This window comes from Pontibacter arcticus, from assembly GCF_003284895.1.
Classification (GTDB): domain Bacteria; phylum Bacteroidota; class Bacteroidia; order Cytophagales; family Hymenobacteraceae; genus Pontibacter; species Pontibacter arcticus.
Window position 1 is genome coordinate 1,181,115 of record NZ_QMDV01000001.1, and the last position, 18,074, is coordinate 1,199,188.

The 18,074-nt window shown below is 46.2% G+C and carries 12 protein-coding genes and 1 rRNA gene; 11 read left to right on the forward strand and 2 right to left on the reverse strand.

Annotated features, from left to right (window positions below; all coding sequences use genetic code 11):
• Positions 1-31: 31 nt before the first annotated feature.
• The 3 genes from DP923_RS05260 to ytxJ are packed head-to-tail and all read left to right on the forward strand — an operon-like array spanning position 32 to position 935.
• The gene (locus DP923_RS05260) at positions 32-241 is read left to right on the forward strand and encodes a hypothetical protein (protein ID WP_112304722.1); all 210 of its coding nucleotides are present in this window, start codon (positions 32-34) and stop codon (positions 239-241) included.
• Between the two features lie 27 nt (positions 242-268).
• Positions 269-583 carry a hypothetical protein gene (locus DP923_RS05265; protein ID WP_112304723.1) on the forward strand — a complete coding sequence of 105 codons (315 nt, stop codon included), beginning with the start codon at positions 269-271 and terminating at the stop codon, positions 581-583.
• Between the two features lie 10 nt (positions 584-593).
• A complete protein-coding gene (gene ytxJ, locus DP923_RS05270; protein ID WP_112304724.1) occupies positions 594-935 on the forward strand; it encodes a bacillithiol system redox-active protein YtxJ in 342 nt (113 codons plus the stop codon).
• A 64-nt stretch (positions 936-999) separates the two neighbouring features.
• On the opposite strand, the gene DP923_RS05275 is transcribed toward ytxJ, so the two are convergent.
• Positions 1,000-1,407 carry an OsmC family protein gene (locus tag DP923_RS05275; RefSeq protein ID WP_112304725.1) on the reverse strand — a complete coding sequence of 136 codons (408 nt, stop codon included), beginning with the start codon at positions 1,405-1,407 and terminating at the stop codon, positions 1,000-1,002.
• 74 nt (positions 1,408-1,481) lie between these two features.
• Between DP923_RS05275 and DP923_RS05280 the strand changes: the two genes are divergently transcribed.
• The 6 genes from DP923_RS05280 (at position 1,482) to DP923_RS05305 (ending at position 11,990) form a co-directional block, all read left to right on the forward strand.
• The gene (locus DP923_RS05280) at positions 1,482-2,222 is read left to right on the forward strand and encodes a hypothetical protein (protein ID WP_239020942.1); all 741 of its coding nucleotides are present in this window, start codon (positions 1,482-1,484) and stop codon (positions 2,220-2,222) included.
• Between the two features lie 119 nt (positions 2,223-2,341).
• The gene (gene lipA / locus DP923_RS05285) at positions 2,342-3,253 is read left to right on the forward strand and encodes a lipoyl synthase (protein ID WP_394341170.1); all 912 of its coding nucleotides are present in this window, start codon (positions 2,342-2,344) and stop codon (positions 3,251-3,253) included.
• Between the two features lie 389 nt (positions 3,254-3,642).
• Positions 3,643-6,561 (forward strand): ice-binding family protein, encoded by a 2,919-nt coding sequence (locus DP923_RS05290; RefSeq protein WP_112304727.1) that lies wholly within the window; start codon positions 3,643-3,645, stop codon positions 6,559-6,561.
• A 33-nt stretch (positions 6,562-6,594) separates the two neighbouring features.
• Positions 6,595-7,530, forward strand: a complete 936-nt coding sequence (locus tag DP923_RS05295; RefSeq protein WP_112304728.1) for a PorP/SprF family type IX secretion system membrane protein — start codon at positions 6,595-6,597, stop codon at positions 7,528-7,530.
• Between the two features lie 18 nt (positions 7,531-7,548).
• The gene (locus tag DP923_RS05300; protein ID WP_112304729.1) at positions 7,549-9,525 is read left to right on the forward strand and encodes an OmpA family protein; all 1,977 of its coding nucleotides are present in this window, start codon (positions 7,549-7,551) and stop codon (positions 9,523-9,525) included.
• A 164-nt stretch (positions 9,526-9,689) separates the two neighbouring features.
• Positions 9,690-11,990, forward strand: coding sequence for a TonB-dependent receptor (locus tag DP923_RS05305; protein WP_112304730.1), 2,301 nt, complete (start codon positions 9,690-9,692; stop codon positions 11,988-11,990).
• 208 nt (positions 11,991-12,198) lie between these two features.
• Here the strand turns inward: DP923_RS05305 and gcvP are convergent, their stop codons facing one another.
• The gene (gene gcvP, locus DP923_RS05310; RefSeq protein ID WP_112304731.1) at positions 12,199-15,117 is read right to left on the reverse strand and encodes an aminomethyl-transferring glycine dehydrogenase; all 2,919 of its coding nucleotides are present in this window, start codon (positions 15,115-15,117) and stop codon (positions 12,199-12,201) included.
• A gap of 240 nt (positions 15,118-15,357) precedes the next feature.
• On the opposite strand from gcvP, the gene DP923_RS05315 reads away from it, so the two are divergent.
• Complete coding sequence (locus DP923_RS05315; RefSeq protein ID WP_112304732.1) at positions 15,358-16,593, forward strand: NAD(P)-dependent oxidoreductase; 1,236 nt, start codon at positions 15,358-15,360, stop codon at positions 16,591-16,593.
• Between the two features lie 881 nt (positions 16,594-17,474).
• Positions 17,475-18,074 (forward strand): 16S ribosomal RNA (locus DP923_RS05325); the annotation flags it as partial.

The following is an 18,074-nucleotide window of genomic DNA, read 5'->3' on the forward strand; positions in this document are numbered from 1 at the left end:
TTTACCTGATTTATACTTTAAATTATAGGTTATGCTTTCTTATCGGTACGCGTGTATTTGTCTGTTTGCGGTTGTGCTTTTGCTGAGCGCCGGTTGTGCTAATAAAGGCATTCCGTGCCCCAAGCCTTCCAAAAATAAATCGTTGGTTAAAAGCATTGGCGGCGGAAAAGACTTTGAGTCTGTGAGCGTGCCCACCGATAAAAACGGCCGGGTGAAGAAGCGGAAAAAACTACTCTTTTAGTTTCTCAGTATAAGATAAACGGCACGTATGAGAAGTACCTTAGCACCATTTATACTTTCTGCCATGCTGTTTCTGGCTGGGCCCGGGTTTGCACAGATCAGCCATACGTCGGAAGAGCAGCATGCACAGGAACAGGAAGTTGCTTTGAAAGAAGCAAAAAAAACAAAAGCATCTTATAAGAAAACGCACCTGAACACAAGCAAGTATACTTTCAGGAAAGGCGAGGCACCGTATAAGCAAGTTAAAGAGAAAGAGAAATTTAAGTTTGATGAGTACGGCGACCCTGTAAAACCTAAAAAGAAATTCTGGAAGCGAAAGCGCACACTAAAACAAACTATTTAAAAGTATACTTATGAATTGGCACCCGCTTACAACTACCGACCAGCTAAACGAAGTGATAGAAGAATCAAAAACTTCACCTGTCATCATATTCAAACACAGTACTTCCTGCTCTATCAGTGCGACCGCTAAAAGCCGTTTCGAGCGCCAGTGGGATGGAGCCGGTTTAGACAATGTAAAAACTTACTACCTCGATTTGTTACGCTACCGCCCGGTTTCAAACGAAATTGCAGAGGTACTGCAGGTGCGCCACGAGTCGCCTCAGCTGCTATTAATACAGGATGGCATGTGCACCTATGATGCCTCCCATTTAGGAATCAGCATTGATGCGCTCAAGAAAAATGTAACGGCGTAACGCGCCAAGTATAAAATCAAAAAAGTCATCCTGAGAAATTGGGATGACTTTTTTGATTTTATACTTAGTAGATAAAGCTTACCGTCTGCTTAATGTCCGGGTGCAGGCTTAGGGCCACCGGGCAGGTACGGGCCGCATTCTCCAGCATCGCTTTTTCCTTATCCGTATAGGTTTTGCCGGCCGGCATTTTAAAGTTGAGAACCACTTCTGCAATGCGGCGCGGCTCTGCAGACATAATTTTGGTCGTTTCAATTTCCATACCCTGGATATCAATAGCGCTGCGGTTAGCCACAATGCCCATAATCGTCATCATGCAGGAGCCGAGCGCTGCGCATACCAGGTCTGTTGGCGAGAAAGCCTCGCCTTTTCCGTTGTTATCAACCGGGGCATCGGTTATAATAGAGTTGCCTGATGCCACGTGCTGGGCCGTAGTGCGCAGATCGCCGATATAATTGCTTTGGATAGTAGCCATATATGTATTAAACTATAGTTTTGAATAAGCGTAAATTTACTTACTTTTAAACAAAGTCTAAACCCGAAATTGTTGTGATAAAATACCTGGCATTTATACTTCTGGCAGCAGTAGGTGCGGCTATGCCCGCTGCCGCGCAAAACAATGAAGAAGAAAGCTTCCGGAACGAGCTGAGCTATGGTATAAATTTTAACTCGAATGGCGGGTTGATAGGAGGGGCCTTTATCCGGTCTTCTTTTTTTGTAAGCGAGAAGATGTATCAGTTTGGCGGCATAGAGATTGTAGAAGTAAAGCACCCCAAAGAAAACCGCCTTTACAGCAGCCAGACCGGCGATTTTTTTATTGCAGGCAAACAGAATTACCTTTTCGTAGTTAGGCCGCATTATGGCCGTGAACTGGTGTTATTTAAGAAAGCAGCAGAATCCGGGGTGCAGGTAAATGCGGTTGGGGCCGTTGGTCCGTCGTTAGGGTTGTTGGTACCGTATTATATCAACTTTAATTATGGTGGCCGGGGCGCTGGCGCAGATGATATACGCACCGAACAGTACGACCCGGCGTTGCATGGCCGTTTAGAATCGGTGCAGGGCAGTGCAGGCCTTTTTGAGGGAATTTCTGAAACAAAGATAAACGTGGGGCTGCATGCTAAAGCAGGCCTTAGCTTCGAGTATGGCCGCTACAACGAAAGTATAACCGGCATCGAAGTAGGTTTCCTGGTAGAAGCTTATCCAAAAGATCTGATCATCATTCCGCAGGCAGAAAACAGGCAGGTTTTCTCATCGGTTTACCTCAATTTATACTACGGCCGCCGTAAATAGCTTTTCAGCGAACAAATAGCACTTCCACGCTGTTATCCTACCACTATTGCCTGCAGTTTGCTTTCACAAAACTTGGGCAGAAGCTAACCTGTTACCCTATAACTTCCTATCTTTGTGGCATGGATGATTTAATAATACTTCCGGTAATACAGCCAAACGCTATGCCCGAGGGGCTGAACGCATTAGGCAAACCCCGCAAGCCGAACTGGCTTCGTGTAAAACTGCCGGTAGGCAAAGAATATACTAAAGTTAGAAGTATAGTTGACGAATATAAACTGCATACCATCTGCGAAAGCGGCAACTGCCCCAACATGGGGGAGTGCTGGGGAGCCGGTACTGCAACCTTTATGATATTGGGCAACGTGTGTACGCGTAGCTGTTCGTTTTGCGCTGTTGCTACGGGCCGCCCGAACGAGTATGACGAAGATGAACCGCGCCGTGTAGCAGAAGCCATCCAACTGATGGGTGTAAAACATGCCGTACTTACCTCTGTTAACCGCGACGAATTAAAAGACCGGGGTGCAGCCATCTGGCACAATACAGTAAAACTGGTAAAAGAACTATCGCCTGCCACTACCATCGAAACCCTTATTCCGGATGTGAAAGCTAATTGGGACGCCCTGATCACGATGATTTCGCCGGGCCAGGAAGTGGTATCGCATAACATGGAAACCGTGCGCGAGCTGTACCGCCCGGTTCGCCCGCAGGCCAAGTATGAGCGCAGCCTCGAACAGATCCGCCGTACTAAAGAATATGGCAAACGTACCAAGACCGGCATTATGCTGGGTTTAGGCGAAACGCGTGAGCAGGTGTACAGAGCGATGGATGACCTGGCTGAGAACGGTTGCGATATCCTGACACTGGGGCAGTACTTGCAACCGACCAAGATGCACCTGGAAGTTGCCGAGTTTATTCACCCCGATCTGTTCGACCACTACCGCGAAGAAGGTCTGAAAAAGGGACTTAAATATGTAGAATCAGGGCCACTGGTAAGATCATCGTATCATGCCGAGCGCCATGTGCATGTATAGCCAATAAGCTTATAACATAAGATAACATCCTGTTGCATTAAGTTGTGGCAGGATGTTTTTTTATGCCTTATGTTTTTTTGAGCAGGCTGTTGCGCCTTAAGCGATAAGTGTATAATTATCAGTATCAAAAAAGCAAAAAAAAACTGCAGAATATTGAAATCTTAGTTATAAATTGCACTGAAATTCAGCCATAATTAAATTAAATGTGAGCTTTGCTCTATTTAATCAATAGGATCTTCTTTATAAGAAATCGCGATTTAAGAATAATTTATTGGATTATTCTTTCTTATCTAAACTTTTATACAGCTTTAGAGTACCTTACATATGTTGCTAAATAGCTAAATATCTATATATACTGATCTGGTTAGCGTCTTCTTTACCCAATTTATATGAATAAATTTTTACTCTCCATTTTCCTTTTGCTCACCTTTGCAAGTCCTTTTAGCAGGGCGCAAACAAACCTGGACCCGGAGTTAGGGCAGGCTGGTGATTTTGCTGTTCTGGCCGCAAACAAAGTCAGTAATGTTGGTATCTCTTCCGGTATTACAGGCAGGCTTGGCATCTGGCCAGGGCAGACCCTTGAAAACACAGGCGAGCTTTTCGTGTCTGTATCTACAGAACTGGGCACTCCTATAGCGGAGCAGGCCCAGAAAGATGCGGCAAAGGCTTACGCTTCTTTTGCTGCCAAAACGCCCACAGGGTCGCTTCCTCCGCAACTTATCAATTACCTTGTAAGGCCGGGTGTTTATACAATAAACGGCGATGCCACTTTGAGCGGGATTTTAAACCTGAACGGCGGCGGGAACCCGAATGCTGTTTTTGTATTTATTATCAAAGGAGATCTTATAAGTACAAATCCTACACCGCCCGCTCCGAGCGCAGGGCTTTTGCTGGAGGATGGAGCTCAGGCAAAAAATGTGTACTGGGTTGTAGAAGGAGACGTTAATCTAAGCAAACTGACGCTTTTCCAGGGTACCATTCTGGCAAAGAAAAATATCACATTGGATAAAGGGGTAAGTATAATTGGCAGAGCCATATCGCTTCAGGGAAATGTTAACCTGGATACAAACCCTATTTACCTTCCAAGCTCTGTAATTTCAGATCTGAGCGTATCTAAAAAAGTGAAGGCCGGCGACTTTAATGTGGGCGGACAGGTTACTTATACTATAAAAGTGCGCAATGCTGGCCCTGCCACATCGGCTAATGTGGTCGTAACAGAAAGATTTCCGAAACAATACCTGGAATATGTTAAAACCTTACCAGCCAACGCAGACTTTAGAAATGAAGGCGAAAGCGGCAATTTCAGGATATACAGGTGGTATGCAGGCGAACTGAAAAACGGGGAAGAAAAAACACTGGAAGTAGTATTTAAAATACTGGCTGTTGGAAATGGCGTTGTGAACAATGTTTCTGTGGGCGGCGAAAACCCGGACCCTAACCCAGATGACAACAACGGCGAAGAGCCGATTGATGTAACCTGCGCAACAATAACGCCTGTTATAACAGGAGAAAGTGATTTCTGTGATCCGTTACTGAACATTAACAAAACTTATACTTTACCTGAGGTATTTGGTGTAAACTGGAACTTTACATTGCCATTAGGTTGGACGGAAGTTTCCAGAACGGCAAACTCGATTACAGTAAACGCACCTGTTGGCGGTAAACTGGTGGCAACCGTAACTGATAAGTGCGGGAAAGTTTATACAGCAGAGAAAACAGTTAGCCTGATAACCAATCCAGGTGAGCTTACTATAGACGGTGCAGTGGATGGCATCTGTATCAATACAAATGACCTGACCTTTACAGCAAATGGAGCACAAGGTAATGTAACCTACAAATGGAAAGCAAGCGGCGGCATAACCATAATAGCTGGCCTCGATAATCAGCAAACTGTAAAAGTAAATGTTGGTACAAGTGCAGGCACCCTGGCTGTAATTGCTACAAACCGTTGTGGCGTCTCAACTGCAGAAAAAATCATCACTATTACGCCTACCGGCGAACCTGTTTTACCAACTGCCATACTTGGCAAAGACAAAGTATGCGCCGGCCTGGAAGAAGTGTATGAAGTAACTGCAGTACCAGGCCAGACTTATAACTGGACTCTGCCTGATGGCTGGAGCTTTATCGGCGATGCTACCGGAGCTAAGATCAGAGTGAAAATTGGCGACAAAGTGGTGGTAGGCAACCTTTCTGTAACAACCAAAAATGCCTGCTTAACCAGCGCAGAAGTAATATTGCCAGTACAGATATCCGGTAAATTAGCAGCGCCTGCCGGTATTACCGCAACAGCCGGCACTTGCCCGGGAAGCGAAGTTACTTATAGCGTAGTCAACCCGATACCAAACGGATCTTATAGCTGGATTATACCAACTGGTGGTGGCTGGGAAGCAATAACAGATCTTAATGCTGGTAACAGCAGCATTAAAGTTAAGATCGGAACAACAAACGGAACAGTGCAGGTAGCTTTAGTAGGAGCGATCTGCGGTGCCGGGCAGTTTGCAACATTGGATGTAACCCCAACACCGGTACCAAACGCGCCGAGTGCTATAACCGGCAAGAAACAAGTATGTATTATCTCCGGAACAACAACATACTCAGTACCTGCAGTTAGTGGCCTTACTTACAACTGGGAGTTACCTGCGGGCTGGAACTTTGTTTCCGGGCAAGGTACGAACAGCATCACCGTAAGACCAGGCGCAACAGGTGGCACCATCTCAGTAACAGCAAAAAATGTTTGTAATGCGGTAAGCGATGCCACTACGCTGCAAGTAAGCATTACGCAGCAGCCAACTGCTACAGGGTCTGTCATAGATAACAGCAATGTATGTGACGGCTTACGCTACAGTGTGGAGGCAGTGCCAGGTGCCAGCTCTTATTTCTGGACTGTGAGCGAAGGCTTTACTATAACAGAAGGCCAGGGCACTACCAGCATCAAAGTAAAAGCAAATAATCCGAAAGCAACCGGAACTGTAACAGTAGCAACCGTTACCAACGATTGCGCCAGCCCGGTAACAACAGCAGCCATCGATATTACTAAAGTTGATGGCGAACTAAGCTTCCCGAAAGCATTCAGCCCGAACAACGATGGCAAAAACGATACGTGGGTGATAACTAACCTGGAGAAATTCCCTGAGAATGAGATTACTATCATGAACCGTTGGGGCTCTGAAGTTTACAAGGTGAAGAATTACAACAACACCTGGAACGGGCAAGGGCTGGAAGCTGGTACTTACTTCTACAAAGTGAAAGTGAAAGTATGTGCAGGCGTGGAGAAAGAGTACACAGGCTACGTTTCGATTTTCCGCTAAGCGGTAGCCTTATTAACAGAAAAAATTAAGCATATGAGAATACTTTATACCCTGCTGGCCCTACTGCTTGCCTTTACAGCTAGTGCCCAGCAAAACCCCCAATATTCGCAGTACATATTTAACAGTATGAACCTGAACCCGGCCTATACCGGAAGTAAAAATGTACTGAACTTAAACGTGTTCCATCGGTCGCAGTGGACGGGCATTGATGGCGCACCCACCACACAATCCCTTAACCTGGATGGTGTAGTGGCAAACGACAGACTGGGCCTTGGCCTGGGCATTACCAGAGATAAAATAGGTGCACAAAGTACGCTGTCAATTTATGGAAATGCCGCTGTAAAGTTGCAGGTAAGCCCAACAGGTATCATCAGCTTAGGTATTGCACCCGGCCTGATCCAGACTTCGGTTGACGGTTCAGAACTGGGCATTTCTGATGACCCGTCTATACCGGCTACAGATGATAGCTACATTAAGCCGGATGTGAAAATCGGAGCCTATTACCACACCGATCGTTTTTATGCAGGTGTTTCAGCATCGGATCTGCTTCGCTTCGAGAAAACAACTGTATTGGAGCCGGAGCGCACTTACTATTTCACGGCAGGTTATGTGTTTGATATAGGTACGTTCGTGAAATTGAAGCCAAGCGTGCTGGTAAAAGAAACGTTTCAGGCCCCGGCAAACATCGATTTTAACGGCTTTGTGTTGCTGGCCGATAAACTTTGGTTAGGTGCCTCTTACCGCACCAGTATGAATGTGTTTAACGATAATCCGGAAGAAGAAAGTGTTAGAAAGCGTACGGCGCTGGCGCTGATCGCAGAGCTGCAGATCAGCAAATCGCTGCGTGTAGGGTATTCTTATGATAAGATGCTGAATGCGCTGGACGGTTTTAACACACACGAAGTTTCTGTGGGTTACTACTTCTTTAAGAAGAAAGAAACCAGGATGCTTACGCCACAATACTTTTAATCTGAAGGTTTTAGTAATATGAAGAAGAATTACAAATTATTATATATAGCGTTTGCTGCTGTGCTGGGTTTTGCACCGGTAGCAGAAGCTCAATCAACGCTTCGCAAAGGAAACAAGCACTTCGAGAACTACGAATTTGCTCTTGCCCTTAAAGAATACCAACACGCAATAGAAAAACGCACGCCAACTTTACAAACCACACAGCGCATAGCAGAAGCTTACCGTTTAACGCGCCAGAGCCAGCAGGCCGAAGTATGGTACGGCAAATTGGTAAACATGCAGGGCAGCGAGCCCATGAACCTGTTCCATTTTGCGGAAGCACTTCGTAACAACGGCAAATACGCCGAAGCAAAAGAGCAATACATGCAGTGGAGCGAAGCCATGCCTGAAAAAGAAGCAGAAGCGCAGCAACTGATGGCTGCCTGCGATATGGCTATAAAGTGGATCAATAGCCCGGCGGTAGCAGAAATAAAGCCATTTCAGCGTGTAAATTATGCGGAAGCTTCTGATTTCGGACCAATGCCCTTTAACAAAGGCATCATCTTTACATCAGACCGCGGCGCAGAGAAAGCAGACAAAAAACAAAAAGTATACGGCTGGACCGGCCGGCCATACTTGCAGCTGTTTACAGCCGAGCAGGATGTACAAGGCAACTGGAGCAGCCCGGTAGCGATGCAGGATATAGTAAACGCTGATTTCCATAACACAACTGCCTCCACCAATAACGACAAGTTATACTTTACGCGCACCAATATGGTGCTGAAACGTGGCCCTATCAACGCCGACCCTACCAGCTGGGTAAACAAGAAGGAAGTAAACGAATACGTAAACCGACTTGAAATTTACACAGCAGAGAAAAACGGAACAGAGTGGAGCAACATTCAGCCTTTCGCTTATAACAAAGTAGAAGCGTACTCAGTGGGGCATCCGGCTATTTCTCCGGATGGCAACATTTTATACTTTGTATCTGATATGCCAGGCGGTTTAGGCGATACAGATATCTACTATGCGGTTAAAAAATCGGATGGCACGTGGGGCAAACCGGTAAATGCAGGTACTACCATCAATACACCACGTCGCGAAAGCTTCCCGTATGTGGATGCGAACGGTAAATTATTCTTTGCTTCGGATGGCCATGCAGGCTTGGGTGGCTTGGATGTATTTGCTGCGGAAGGCGAACACGCTAACTGGACAACGGTGAAAAATGTTGGTTTCCCGGTTAACTCTTCTAAAAACGATTACGGCATCATGTTTACAGAAGCAGGAAAAAAAGGCCTGATCTCTTCTAACCGCGATGCTGAAAACGGAACAGACGATATCTACGAATTTAAAATGCTGGGCAGGCCGGTTGTCATTGCCGTCAGTACGGCAGAGCGGGCACAAAATGCCAAAAAGCGCAATGTATACCTGCCACTAGCAAATGTAAGACTGGCTATACTTCAGCAAGGCATCAAAGACTCTATCGTTGTCATGTCCGATAACAAAGGCCAGTATACATTCAAAGCCCGTGTTGGCGACAACTATACGACGATCGGAACCAAACCAGCTTACCTGAAGCAGGAAGCGATCACGAAAGTAGAAGAAGCAGCCGGCGATACCATTAAAGTAGCCATGATCTTTGATAGGAATGAGTTGCAGAAGCCAGTTGTGTTAGAGAATATTTACTACGATCTGGATAAGTGGGCGATCAGACCGGATGCAGCGAAAGAACTGGATAAACTGGTGATCGTACTTAAAAACAACCCGGCCATCAACATCGAGTTAAGCTCGCACACAGATAGCCGCGAAACTAAAAAGTATAACCAGTTGCTTTCTGAGCGCAGAGCAAAAGCCGCTGTAGATTATATCATCTCACAAGGTATAGACAAGGCCCGCTTAAAGTCGAAGGGCTATGGCGAAACAAGGTTACTGAATGGCTGTAAAGACGGCGTCAGATGTTCGGAAGAAGATCACCAACTGAACAGGCGTACCGAGTTTAAGATCATCCGCAATTAACAAAGTTTTCAGTAGCTTACATTATACTAAAAGGCCTCACAGTTTCTGTGAGGCCTTTTCTTTTTAAAGTATAAACTAAAGTATAAGTTTTGTGTTGATGGCTTTATACATTACAGGCTAACTCAAACGTCGTTTTCACGTTTCAATGCCGATAATACTCTTCTATGAAACCCTATTTACGATTCTTTTTTTTTAGTCTGCTGCTCAGCTTTTTCCTGTTGCCTGGCCTTACGCTGGCACAGACAACTATAAACGGGCAGGTATTGGATGCGCGCACAAAGCAACCGCTGGAAGGCGTAAGTATAACAGCAAACTCCGGAGAGCAAAGTATAAGCAGTTCGCAAGGTCAGTTTACGCTTTCTGCTGACGAAGCCGAAAGAGTCACATTAACATTGCTGGGATACAAATCTCAACAGATCAGCCTGACAAATAACAGAGCAAACCTGCGCATTTTGCTGCAGCCCGAAGCCACGCGCCTGCAGGAAGTATTGGTAACGGGTTACGAAAACAAACGCCCGCTACTCGAAACAGCCGGTGCCATTAGTGTTATAAACCAATCTGTTTTGCAGCGTTTTGATGAAAGTTCGGTGGTGCGGGCGGTAAACACAGTGCCCGGCATCCGGATGGATGAGCGTGCGCCAGCCAGTTACCGCATTTCGATCAGAGGGAGTAGTTTGCGCTCGCCTTACGGCATCCGGAACGTAAAACTATACTTTAACGGCATCCCACTGACAGAGGCAAACGGCACCACATCGCTCAACACGCTGGATGCAGCCAATATCGGAAGTATAGAAATTCTGAAAGGGCCAACCGCCAGCATTTATGGCGCAGGTACCGGCGGCACAATCTTACTTGAATCGAGGAGGGCGGCTGTTGGCGAAACGCAGTTACAAGTGGGCGCGACCACAGGTTCTTATGGGTTCAGGAGATATCTGGCCTCGGTAAGTACAGGTTCAGCCAAAAGCAATGTGCTGGTGCAATACACGCGGCAGCAATACGACGGGTATCGGGAGCAATCTGCAGTAGACCGGCATGTGTTGCTAGTTGCCCCGGAGTTTTATGTGTCACCAAAGCACACCATCGCAGCCAGCATTATTTATTCTGATTTATACTACGAGTTACCCGGCGGCATTACCAAAGAGCAATACGACCAGAACCCACGGCAGGCGAGAGGTGGCATGTTTGGCAGTGTCGCGCAGAATGCGTCTATGAACCAGGATGGTTTTAATTTTGGGTTGAAACAGGAATACACTTTTAACCAGAGCTGGCAGAACACGACTTCCATTTATACCTTACACCGCTTCCGCGATCATCCTTTTAATACAGATTACGAGCGCAATACTAACCTGGAACTGGGCGGAAGAACCAGTTTTAAGTATAAAACGCAACTAGGAAGTATAGCTACCAACTATACTTTTGGCGGCGAAGTACAGCGCGGCCTGGAAGCTGCCCGCACTTATGATAATATCGGTGGCCAACCCGATAGCTTACGAACCGATGATGAAGTAACTGCAACTACCGGCTTTGTATTCGGGCAGGCAGAATTGGAGTTGCCGAGCAATTTTATACTTACTCTCGCCCTCAGCGCCAACGATACAAAGTATGAAATTGATAGGTTGGCCCAGGCTACATCTGGTGCAGCTTATACTTATGTTAAGGATTTTAAAACGGTTCTTTCCCCGAGAGTGGCGGTTCTTAAAAAGTTATCAGATCAGATTTCAGCGCACGCAAGTATAAGTTCAGGGTTTTCGCCGCCTACCGAGGAAGAAATCCTGACATCAGACGGTGAATTGAATGAAGATCTGGAAGCAGAAAAAGGCGTGAATTACGAAGCAGGCGTCCGGGGTTATACTTTAAACAACAGGTTGAGCTTTGATGTGGTCGGGTTTTATTTCAGGTTGAGCGAGACAATTGTAAGCCAGCAGCAGGTTTCGAGTGTAGCCGTCTTCCGGAATGCAGGTGCTACTTCCCAGAAAGGAATCGAGACGGCGCTTAGTTATACTTTGTTTGATGATCCTGAGAAGGCGCTAAGTCTTTTTAAAGTATTGGGAAGCTATACCTATAACCATTTCAGGTTTAAAGATTTTACAAAAGGCGAAGCAGATTTAGCCGGAAACGAAATAACCGGCGTTGCTCCCCACACCGCCACGGCTGGATTAGATCTGGCCACAAAGCTTGGTTTATACTTCAACTTAACCGCAAATTATACTTCCGAGATTCCGTTGAACGATGAGAACACGATCTATGCTGATAGCTATTTTATACTTGGCTCCCGCGTAGGCATCAGAAGAAACCTGGGCAACCACCTGAACCACCTGGCGTTTGAGGTTTTTGGCGGTGCAGATAATTTAACAGACCAAACGTATAGCTTAGGAAACGATATTAACGCATTTGGCACGCGCTATTACCAACCTGCTCCGGACCGCACGTATTATGGCGGCCTTACATTGAAGTATAGATTGTAAGTATAAAAGTATAATTACACTGAGTATGAGTGGACCCACCCCTGACCCCTCCAAGGAGGGGAATATTCCGAAGTCAAAGTATAAATTCCCCTCCCTGGAGGGGTTAGGGGTGGGTAAATCGTACCTTAATTTAAATCCATCTTTAGTAAAACAAAAAGCCCTGTAGTGTTTGCTACAGGGCTTTTATACTTAAAGGTAATTTGCGGGATTAGCCTACAGCTACCATTTCGTTGTTATTCTCGTTATACGATTCGATCGGGGCGCAAGAGCAAACCAGGTTACGGTCGCCGTACGCGCTGTCGATGCGGCTAACAGTTGGCCATACTTTGTTTTCGCGCAGGTAAGCCATCGGGAACACCGCTTTTTCACGAGCGTAAGGTCTTTCCCAGTTTTCTACCATCACAGCCTTCATCGTGTGCGGCGCGTTTTTCAGCACGTTGTCTTTCTGATCTGCCTTGCCTGCTTCAATCTCACGAATTTCTTCACGGATCGAGATCATCACATCACAGAATCTGTCCAGTTCTTCCTGTGCTTCCGATTCGGTTGGCTCCACCATCAGGGTACCTGCTACCGGGAACGATACAGTTGGCGCATGGAAACCGTAGTCCATTAAACGCTTCGCGATATCTTCCACTTCAACACCAGCCTTCTTGAACTCACGGCAATCCAGGATCATCTCGTGTGCGCAACGGCCGTTTGTACCCACATAAAGTACAGGGTAGTGGCTTTCAAGGCGAGTTTTAATATAGTTAGCATTCAGGATAGCGATCTTGGTTGCTTCTGTTAAACCTTCGCCGCCCATCATCGCAATGTAAGCATAAGAAATAGGCAGGATAGATGCAGAACCCCAAGGCGCAGCCGAAATAGCAGTTGTTGCTTTCTCTCCGCCTGTTTTTACCACGGCGTGGCCTGGCAGGAACGGTACTAAATCTGCTACCACACCGATCGGGCCAACACCAGGTCCGCCACCACCGTGAGGAATACAGAATGTTTTGTGCAGGTTCAGGTGGCAAACGTCTGCGCCGATGTTAGCCGGAGAAGTTAAGCCAACTTGTGCGTTCATGTTCGCGCCGTCCATGTAAACACGGCCGCCGTTGTTATGTATGATCTGGCAAATTTCGATGATGCTTTCTTCGTATACCCCGTGCGTAGACGGATAGGTAACCATTAAGCACGAAAGCTTTTCTTTATACTTTTCAGCTTTGGCGCGCAGGTCTGCTACATCAATATTTCCTCTTTCATCGCACTTCACAATTACTACTTCCATACCTGCCATTACTGCAGAAGCCGGGTTTGTACCGTGTGCCGAAGAAGGAATAAGGGCTACATTGCGGTGATGATCGCCGCGCGACTCGTGGTAAGCACGGATAACCAACAAACCGGCATACTCGCCTTGCGCACCAGAGTTAGGCTGAAGCGAAACACCATCAAAGCCTGTAATTTCGCATAACCAGCTTTCCAGCTCCGTAAATAATTGCTGATACCCTTTTGTCTGATCGGCTGGAGCGAATGGGTGAAGGGCACCAATTTCTGGCCACGTAACCGGAATCATTTCGGCAGTAGCGTTCAGTTTCATGGTACAAGAGCCCAGCGCGATCATGGAGTGCGCCAACGAGATATCCTTGTTCTCGAGGTGCTTCATGTAACGCAGGATCTCATGCTCGGAATGGTGTCTGTTAAACACTTCCTGCTGCAGGAACTCGCTCTTACGGATCAGGCTTTCAGGCCAAGTTATTTCGGCTTCTTCCGGAAGTGCATCTATACTTAATACGTCAGCAGCTTTGCCGGCTACTTTTGCAAATACAGCCAGTATGTTTTTCACATCTGCCAGGTCTGTATTCTGGTTGATCGAAATACCAATAGTGGTTGCATCAGCATAACGGAAGTTAATACCGGCAGCTTCAGCTTCTGTACGGATGGCATGCTGCATGTCGGCACTTTCCACAGTTATTTTCAGCGTATCGAAATACTGCTCGTTCTGTTGCTCAAAACCAAGCGCTTTTAAACCGCTCTCGAGTTGCTGCGCCAGTACGTGCGTGTTCAGTCCGATATACTTTAACCTGCGTGGGCCATGGTACACAGCATACATACCCGCAATAACAGCCAGTAATACCTGTGCTGTACAAATGTTGGATGTTGCTTTTTCGCGGCGGATGTGCTGCTCGCGTGTCTGCAATGCCATGCGATAAGCTCTGTTGCCGGCTGCATCCACTGAAATACCAATGATACGACCCGGAATAACACGCTTAAAGGCATCTTTTGTAGCAAAATAACCTGCATGCGGGCCACCAAAACCCATTGGTACGCCAAAACGCTGGGTAGTTCCTACCACCACATCGGCTCCCATTTCGCCTGGAGGCGTTAATAAAGTAAGCGAAAGTATATCAGCAGCTACTACTACCAGTATATCCTGCGCGTGCGCCTTTGTTATAAAATCGGTGTAGTCAAAAACTTCGCCGTCGGCTGCCGGGTACTGAAGTATAGCGCCAAATAGAGTATCATCTTCAAGATTCGCTTCGCGGTGGTCGCCGATCACCAGCTCTATATTAAGCGGTGTAGCGCGCGTAACCAGTACATCAATAGTCTGTGGCAATACCTGGTCTGATACGAAGAAGCGAGTAGCGTTTTTGCGCGAGCCTTTGCGCTGTGCAAAGAACATGGCCATGGCTTCGGCGGCGGCAGTACCTTCATCCAGTAAAGAGGCATTGGCTATTTCCATACCTGTCAGGTCCATTACCATGGTCTGGTAATTGATCAGCGCTTCTAAACGGCCCTGCGCAATTTCAGCCTGGTATGGCGTGTAGGCAGTATACCAGCCCGGGTTCTCCATAATGTTACGAAGTATAACCGGTGGCATAATGGTATCGTTGTAGCCCAGGCCAATGTATGATTTGTATACTTTGTTCTGTTTTACAATTTTACCGAACTGGTTTAAGAAATCTCTTTCAGAAAGAGCTTTCGGTAAATTAAGTGGTTTTTTAAGACGGATGGCGGCCGGTACGGTCTCCTCAATCAGTTGGTCCAGTGAGTTAGCCCCAATGGTTGCTAGCATGTCCTGTATTTGCTCTTTGTCAGGGCCATTATGGCGCTCTTTGAACACATCTGCAGGTTTGATTTTAAATATCATAACTGTAAGATATTGATTGGGAATATGGATTTACAAAGTTAGCGTACAACAGGCTAACCGCCTGCAGACTTAAAATTTATGCAAAAGTAATAGTAAATGTTTATTATATTGAAGCATCATCAGGTAAATAGTTGGCAACTGTACCTTATTATAGAAGTATAGTATCGCCAACTCCGAAGTAGGCTGCTTTTAGCTTTGCTGATAACACCAAAATGACCTTAACAATTCAAGAATAGGTAAATGAGTAAGCTCAAGATAGGAATTATAAAGGAAGGAAAAATACCCGTAGACAAGCGTGTTCCGCTAACGCCAAAAAAGTGCAGAGAAGCGCTACAGGAATTTCCGGAAATGGAGTTAGTAATAGAGCCAAGCGATATCCGTTGTTTCACAGACCAGGAGTACACCGAGCTGGACATCCCGCTACAAAGTGATCTAAGCGACTGCGATATCCTGATGGGAGTAAAAGAAGTACCAGTTGATCAGCTTATCCCTAACAAAACATACTTTTTCTTTTCGCATACGATAAAGAAGCAGCCTTATAACGCAAAACTCCTCCGGGCCATACTTGATAAGAACATTACGTTAATAGATTATGAAACGCTTACAACACCACAAGGCCAGCGAGTGGTGGCTTTCGGGCGCTATGCCGGAATAGTAGGTGCTTACAACGGTATACTTACCTATGGCCGTAAATGGAACCTGTTCGATCTGAAGCCTGCCCACCAATGTTATGATATGGAGGACATGCAGGAAGAATACTTTAAAGTAAAACTGCCTCCTATCAAAATTGCCGTAACCGGTGGCGGGCGTGTAGCCGGCGGTGCCATGGAAGTCCTGAATAAAATGGGTATCCGAAAGGTAAGCGTATTCGACTATCTCTATAAACAGTTTAATGAAGCCGTATACACCCAGCTACACTCCAGCGATTACAACACGCGCCCGGATGTGGAAGTATGGGACTCGCCTGATTTCTACGCCAACCCACACTTATATATATCTACCTTCCGGAAGTTTACAAAAGTAACCGATCTGTTAATGGCTTGCGCCTACTGGCACCCGGAAGCACCAAAGTTATTTACAGAGGAAGAAACCAGGGAAGCCGATTTCAGGATAAACACCATCGCAGATATAACCTGTGATGTAGATGGCTCGATCCCGACCACGAAAAGGGCAACTACTATTCCGGAACCTTGTTTTGATTATGTGCGCGAAACCGGAGAGATTAAAGCAGCCTTTACTGATAAGGAGAATATAACCGTAATGGCCGTTGATAACCTGCCGTGTGAGTTACCGCGCAATGCTTCCCGCGATTTTGGAAGGCATCTTATAGATAATGTGTTTCCACACCTATATAATGGAGACCAGGACGGCGTACTGGAAAGAGGAACAATTGCCAGAGCAGGCGCCTTAACCAAACCATACACCTACCTACAGGATTATGCTGACAGCGTAACAGATCAGAAACAGCTTATATAAGAAAAGAGCACTTAATATAAGAGTAATAAGAGCCATACTTGCAGTATGTTTTGCTGCAAGTATGGCTCTTATAGTAATGAAGTATTGCCAGTCCCACTTTTTTTCAAATGGATGACCTTTACATTCAGGTAATTACTAAAGGTTGTGAAAAAACCTTGTACAAGCTCCTTGCATACTCAGCAAGTTTTTTTACTTTTGCAACCCGGTTCGGCAGGAGCTGGGGAGTAGGCTAGAAGCTAACACAGGCTGTAAAATAAAATTTGGGTTAGGTGTTGCAACTTTAAAAAAGGGTTGTACCTTTGCACTCCGCTTCATAAGGAAGGGGTTTTAGCTGCAGAAAAGCTTTAAGCGAGAGTTGCTGATTGGTTTTCGGGCCGGTTGACAGGGTTAGAAAAAAGAGCAGAAATTTAATTTTAGTTCTTGTAAGTTTGAAACTTCTGCTTACCTTTGCAACCCGCTTGAGAGTGAGCGAAACAAGTACTTCTTCAGGCGGCAGGCCGGGAGAAAAAAGAAAAAAAACTTTTTTAAAAAGGTATTGCAAAAGGGAAAAGAGTTTGTACCTTTGCACTCCGCAAACGTAGCTGACAGGGCTACGGAAGCGAAAAAAGAAAGTTTAAAAATAAATCAATTAAAGTTTGGAAGTTAGAAAATAACTACCGACCTTTGTTCCACGGCACAGAGAGTGCTAACGGAAAAACATCGAAAGATGACAGGCTAGAACAACAGGTTCTAGGTAAGTTCTTTGAGTGATTGCTTAAGATAGAATAAAGAAAAAGAATAGGTAAATCCGGGCAGGCTGATTTGAAAAGATCACCTGCTTAGTTTCTCTTCGGAGAAAAGGAAAAAGGCCGGGATCGGACAGACACATTTAAAATTTTTTTACAATGGAGAGTTTGATCCTGGCTCAGGATGAACGCTAGCGGCAGGCCTAATACATGCAAGTCGAACGAGATCAAGAGCTTCGGTTCTTGGTTTAGTGGCGCACGGGTGCGTAACGCGTATGCAACCTACCTTCTATTGGGGGATAGCCTTCCGAAAGGAAGATTAATACCGCATAACACCATGACCTGGCATCGGGATATGGTTAAAGCTGAGGCGATAGAAGATGGGCATGCGTGCCATTAGCTAGTTGGCGGGGTAACGGCCCACCAAGGCGACGATGGCTAGGGGTTCTGAGAGGATGGTCCCCCACACTGGTACTGAGACACGGACCAGACTCCTACGGGAGGCAGCAGTAGGGAATATTGGGCAATGGTCGAGAGACTGACCCAGCCATGCCGCGTGCAGGATGAAGGCCTTCTGGGTTGTAAACTGCTTTTATCAGGGAAGAAAACGCTCTTGCGAGAGTAACTGACGGTACCTGATGAATAAGCACCGGCTAACTCCGTGCCAGCAGCCGCGGTAATACGGAGGGTGCAAGCGTTGTCCGGATTTATTGGGTTTAAAGGGTGCGTAGGCGGCCCGTTAAGTCAGCGGTGAAA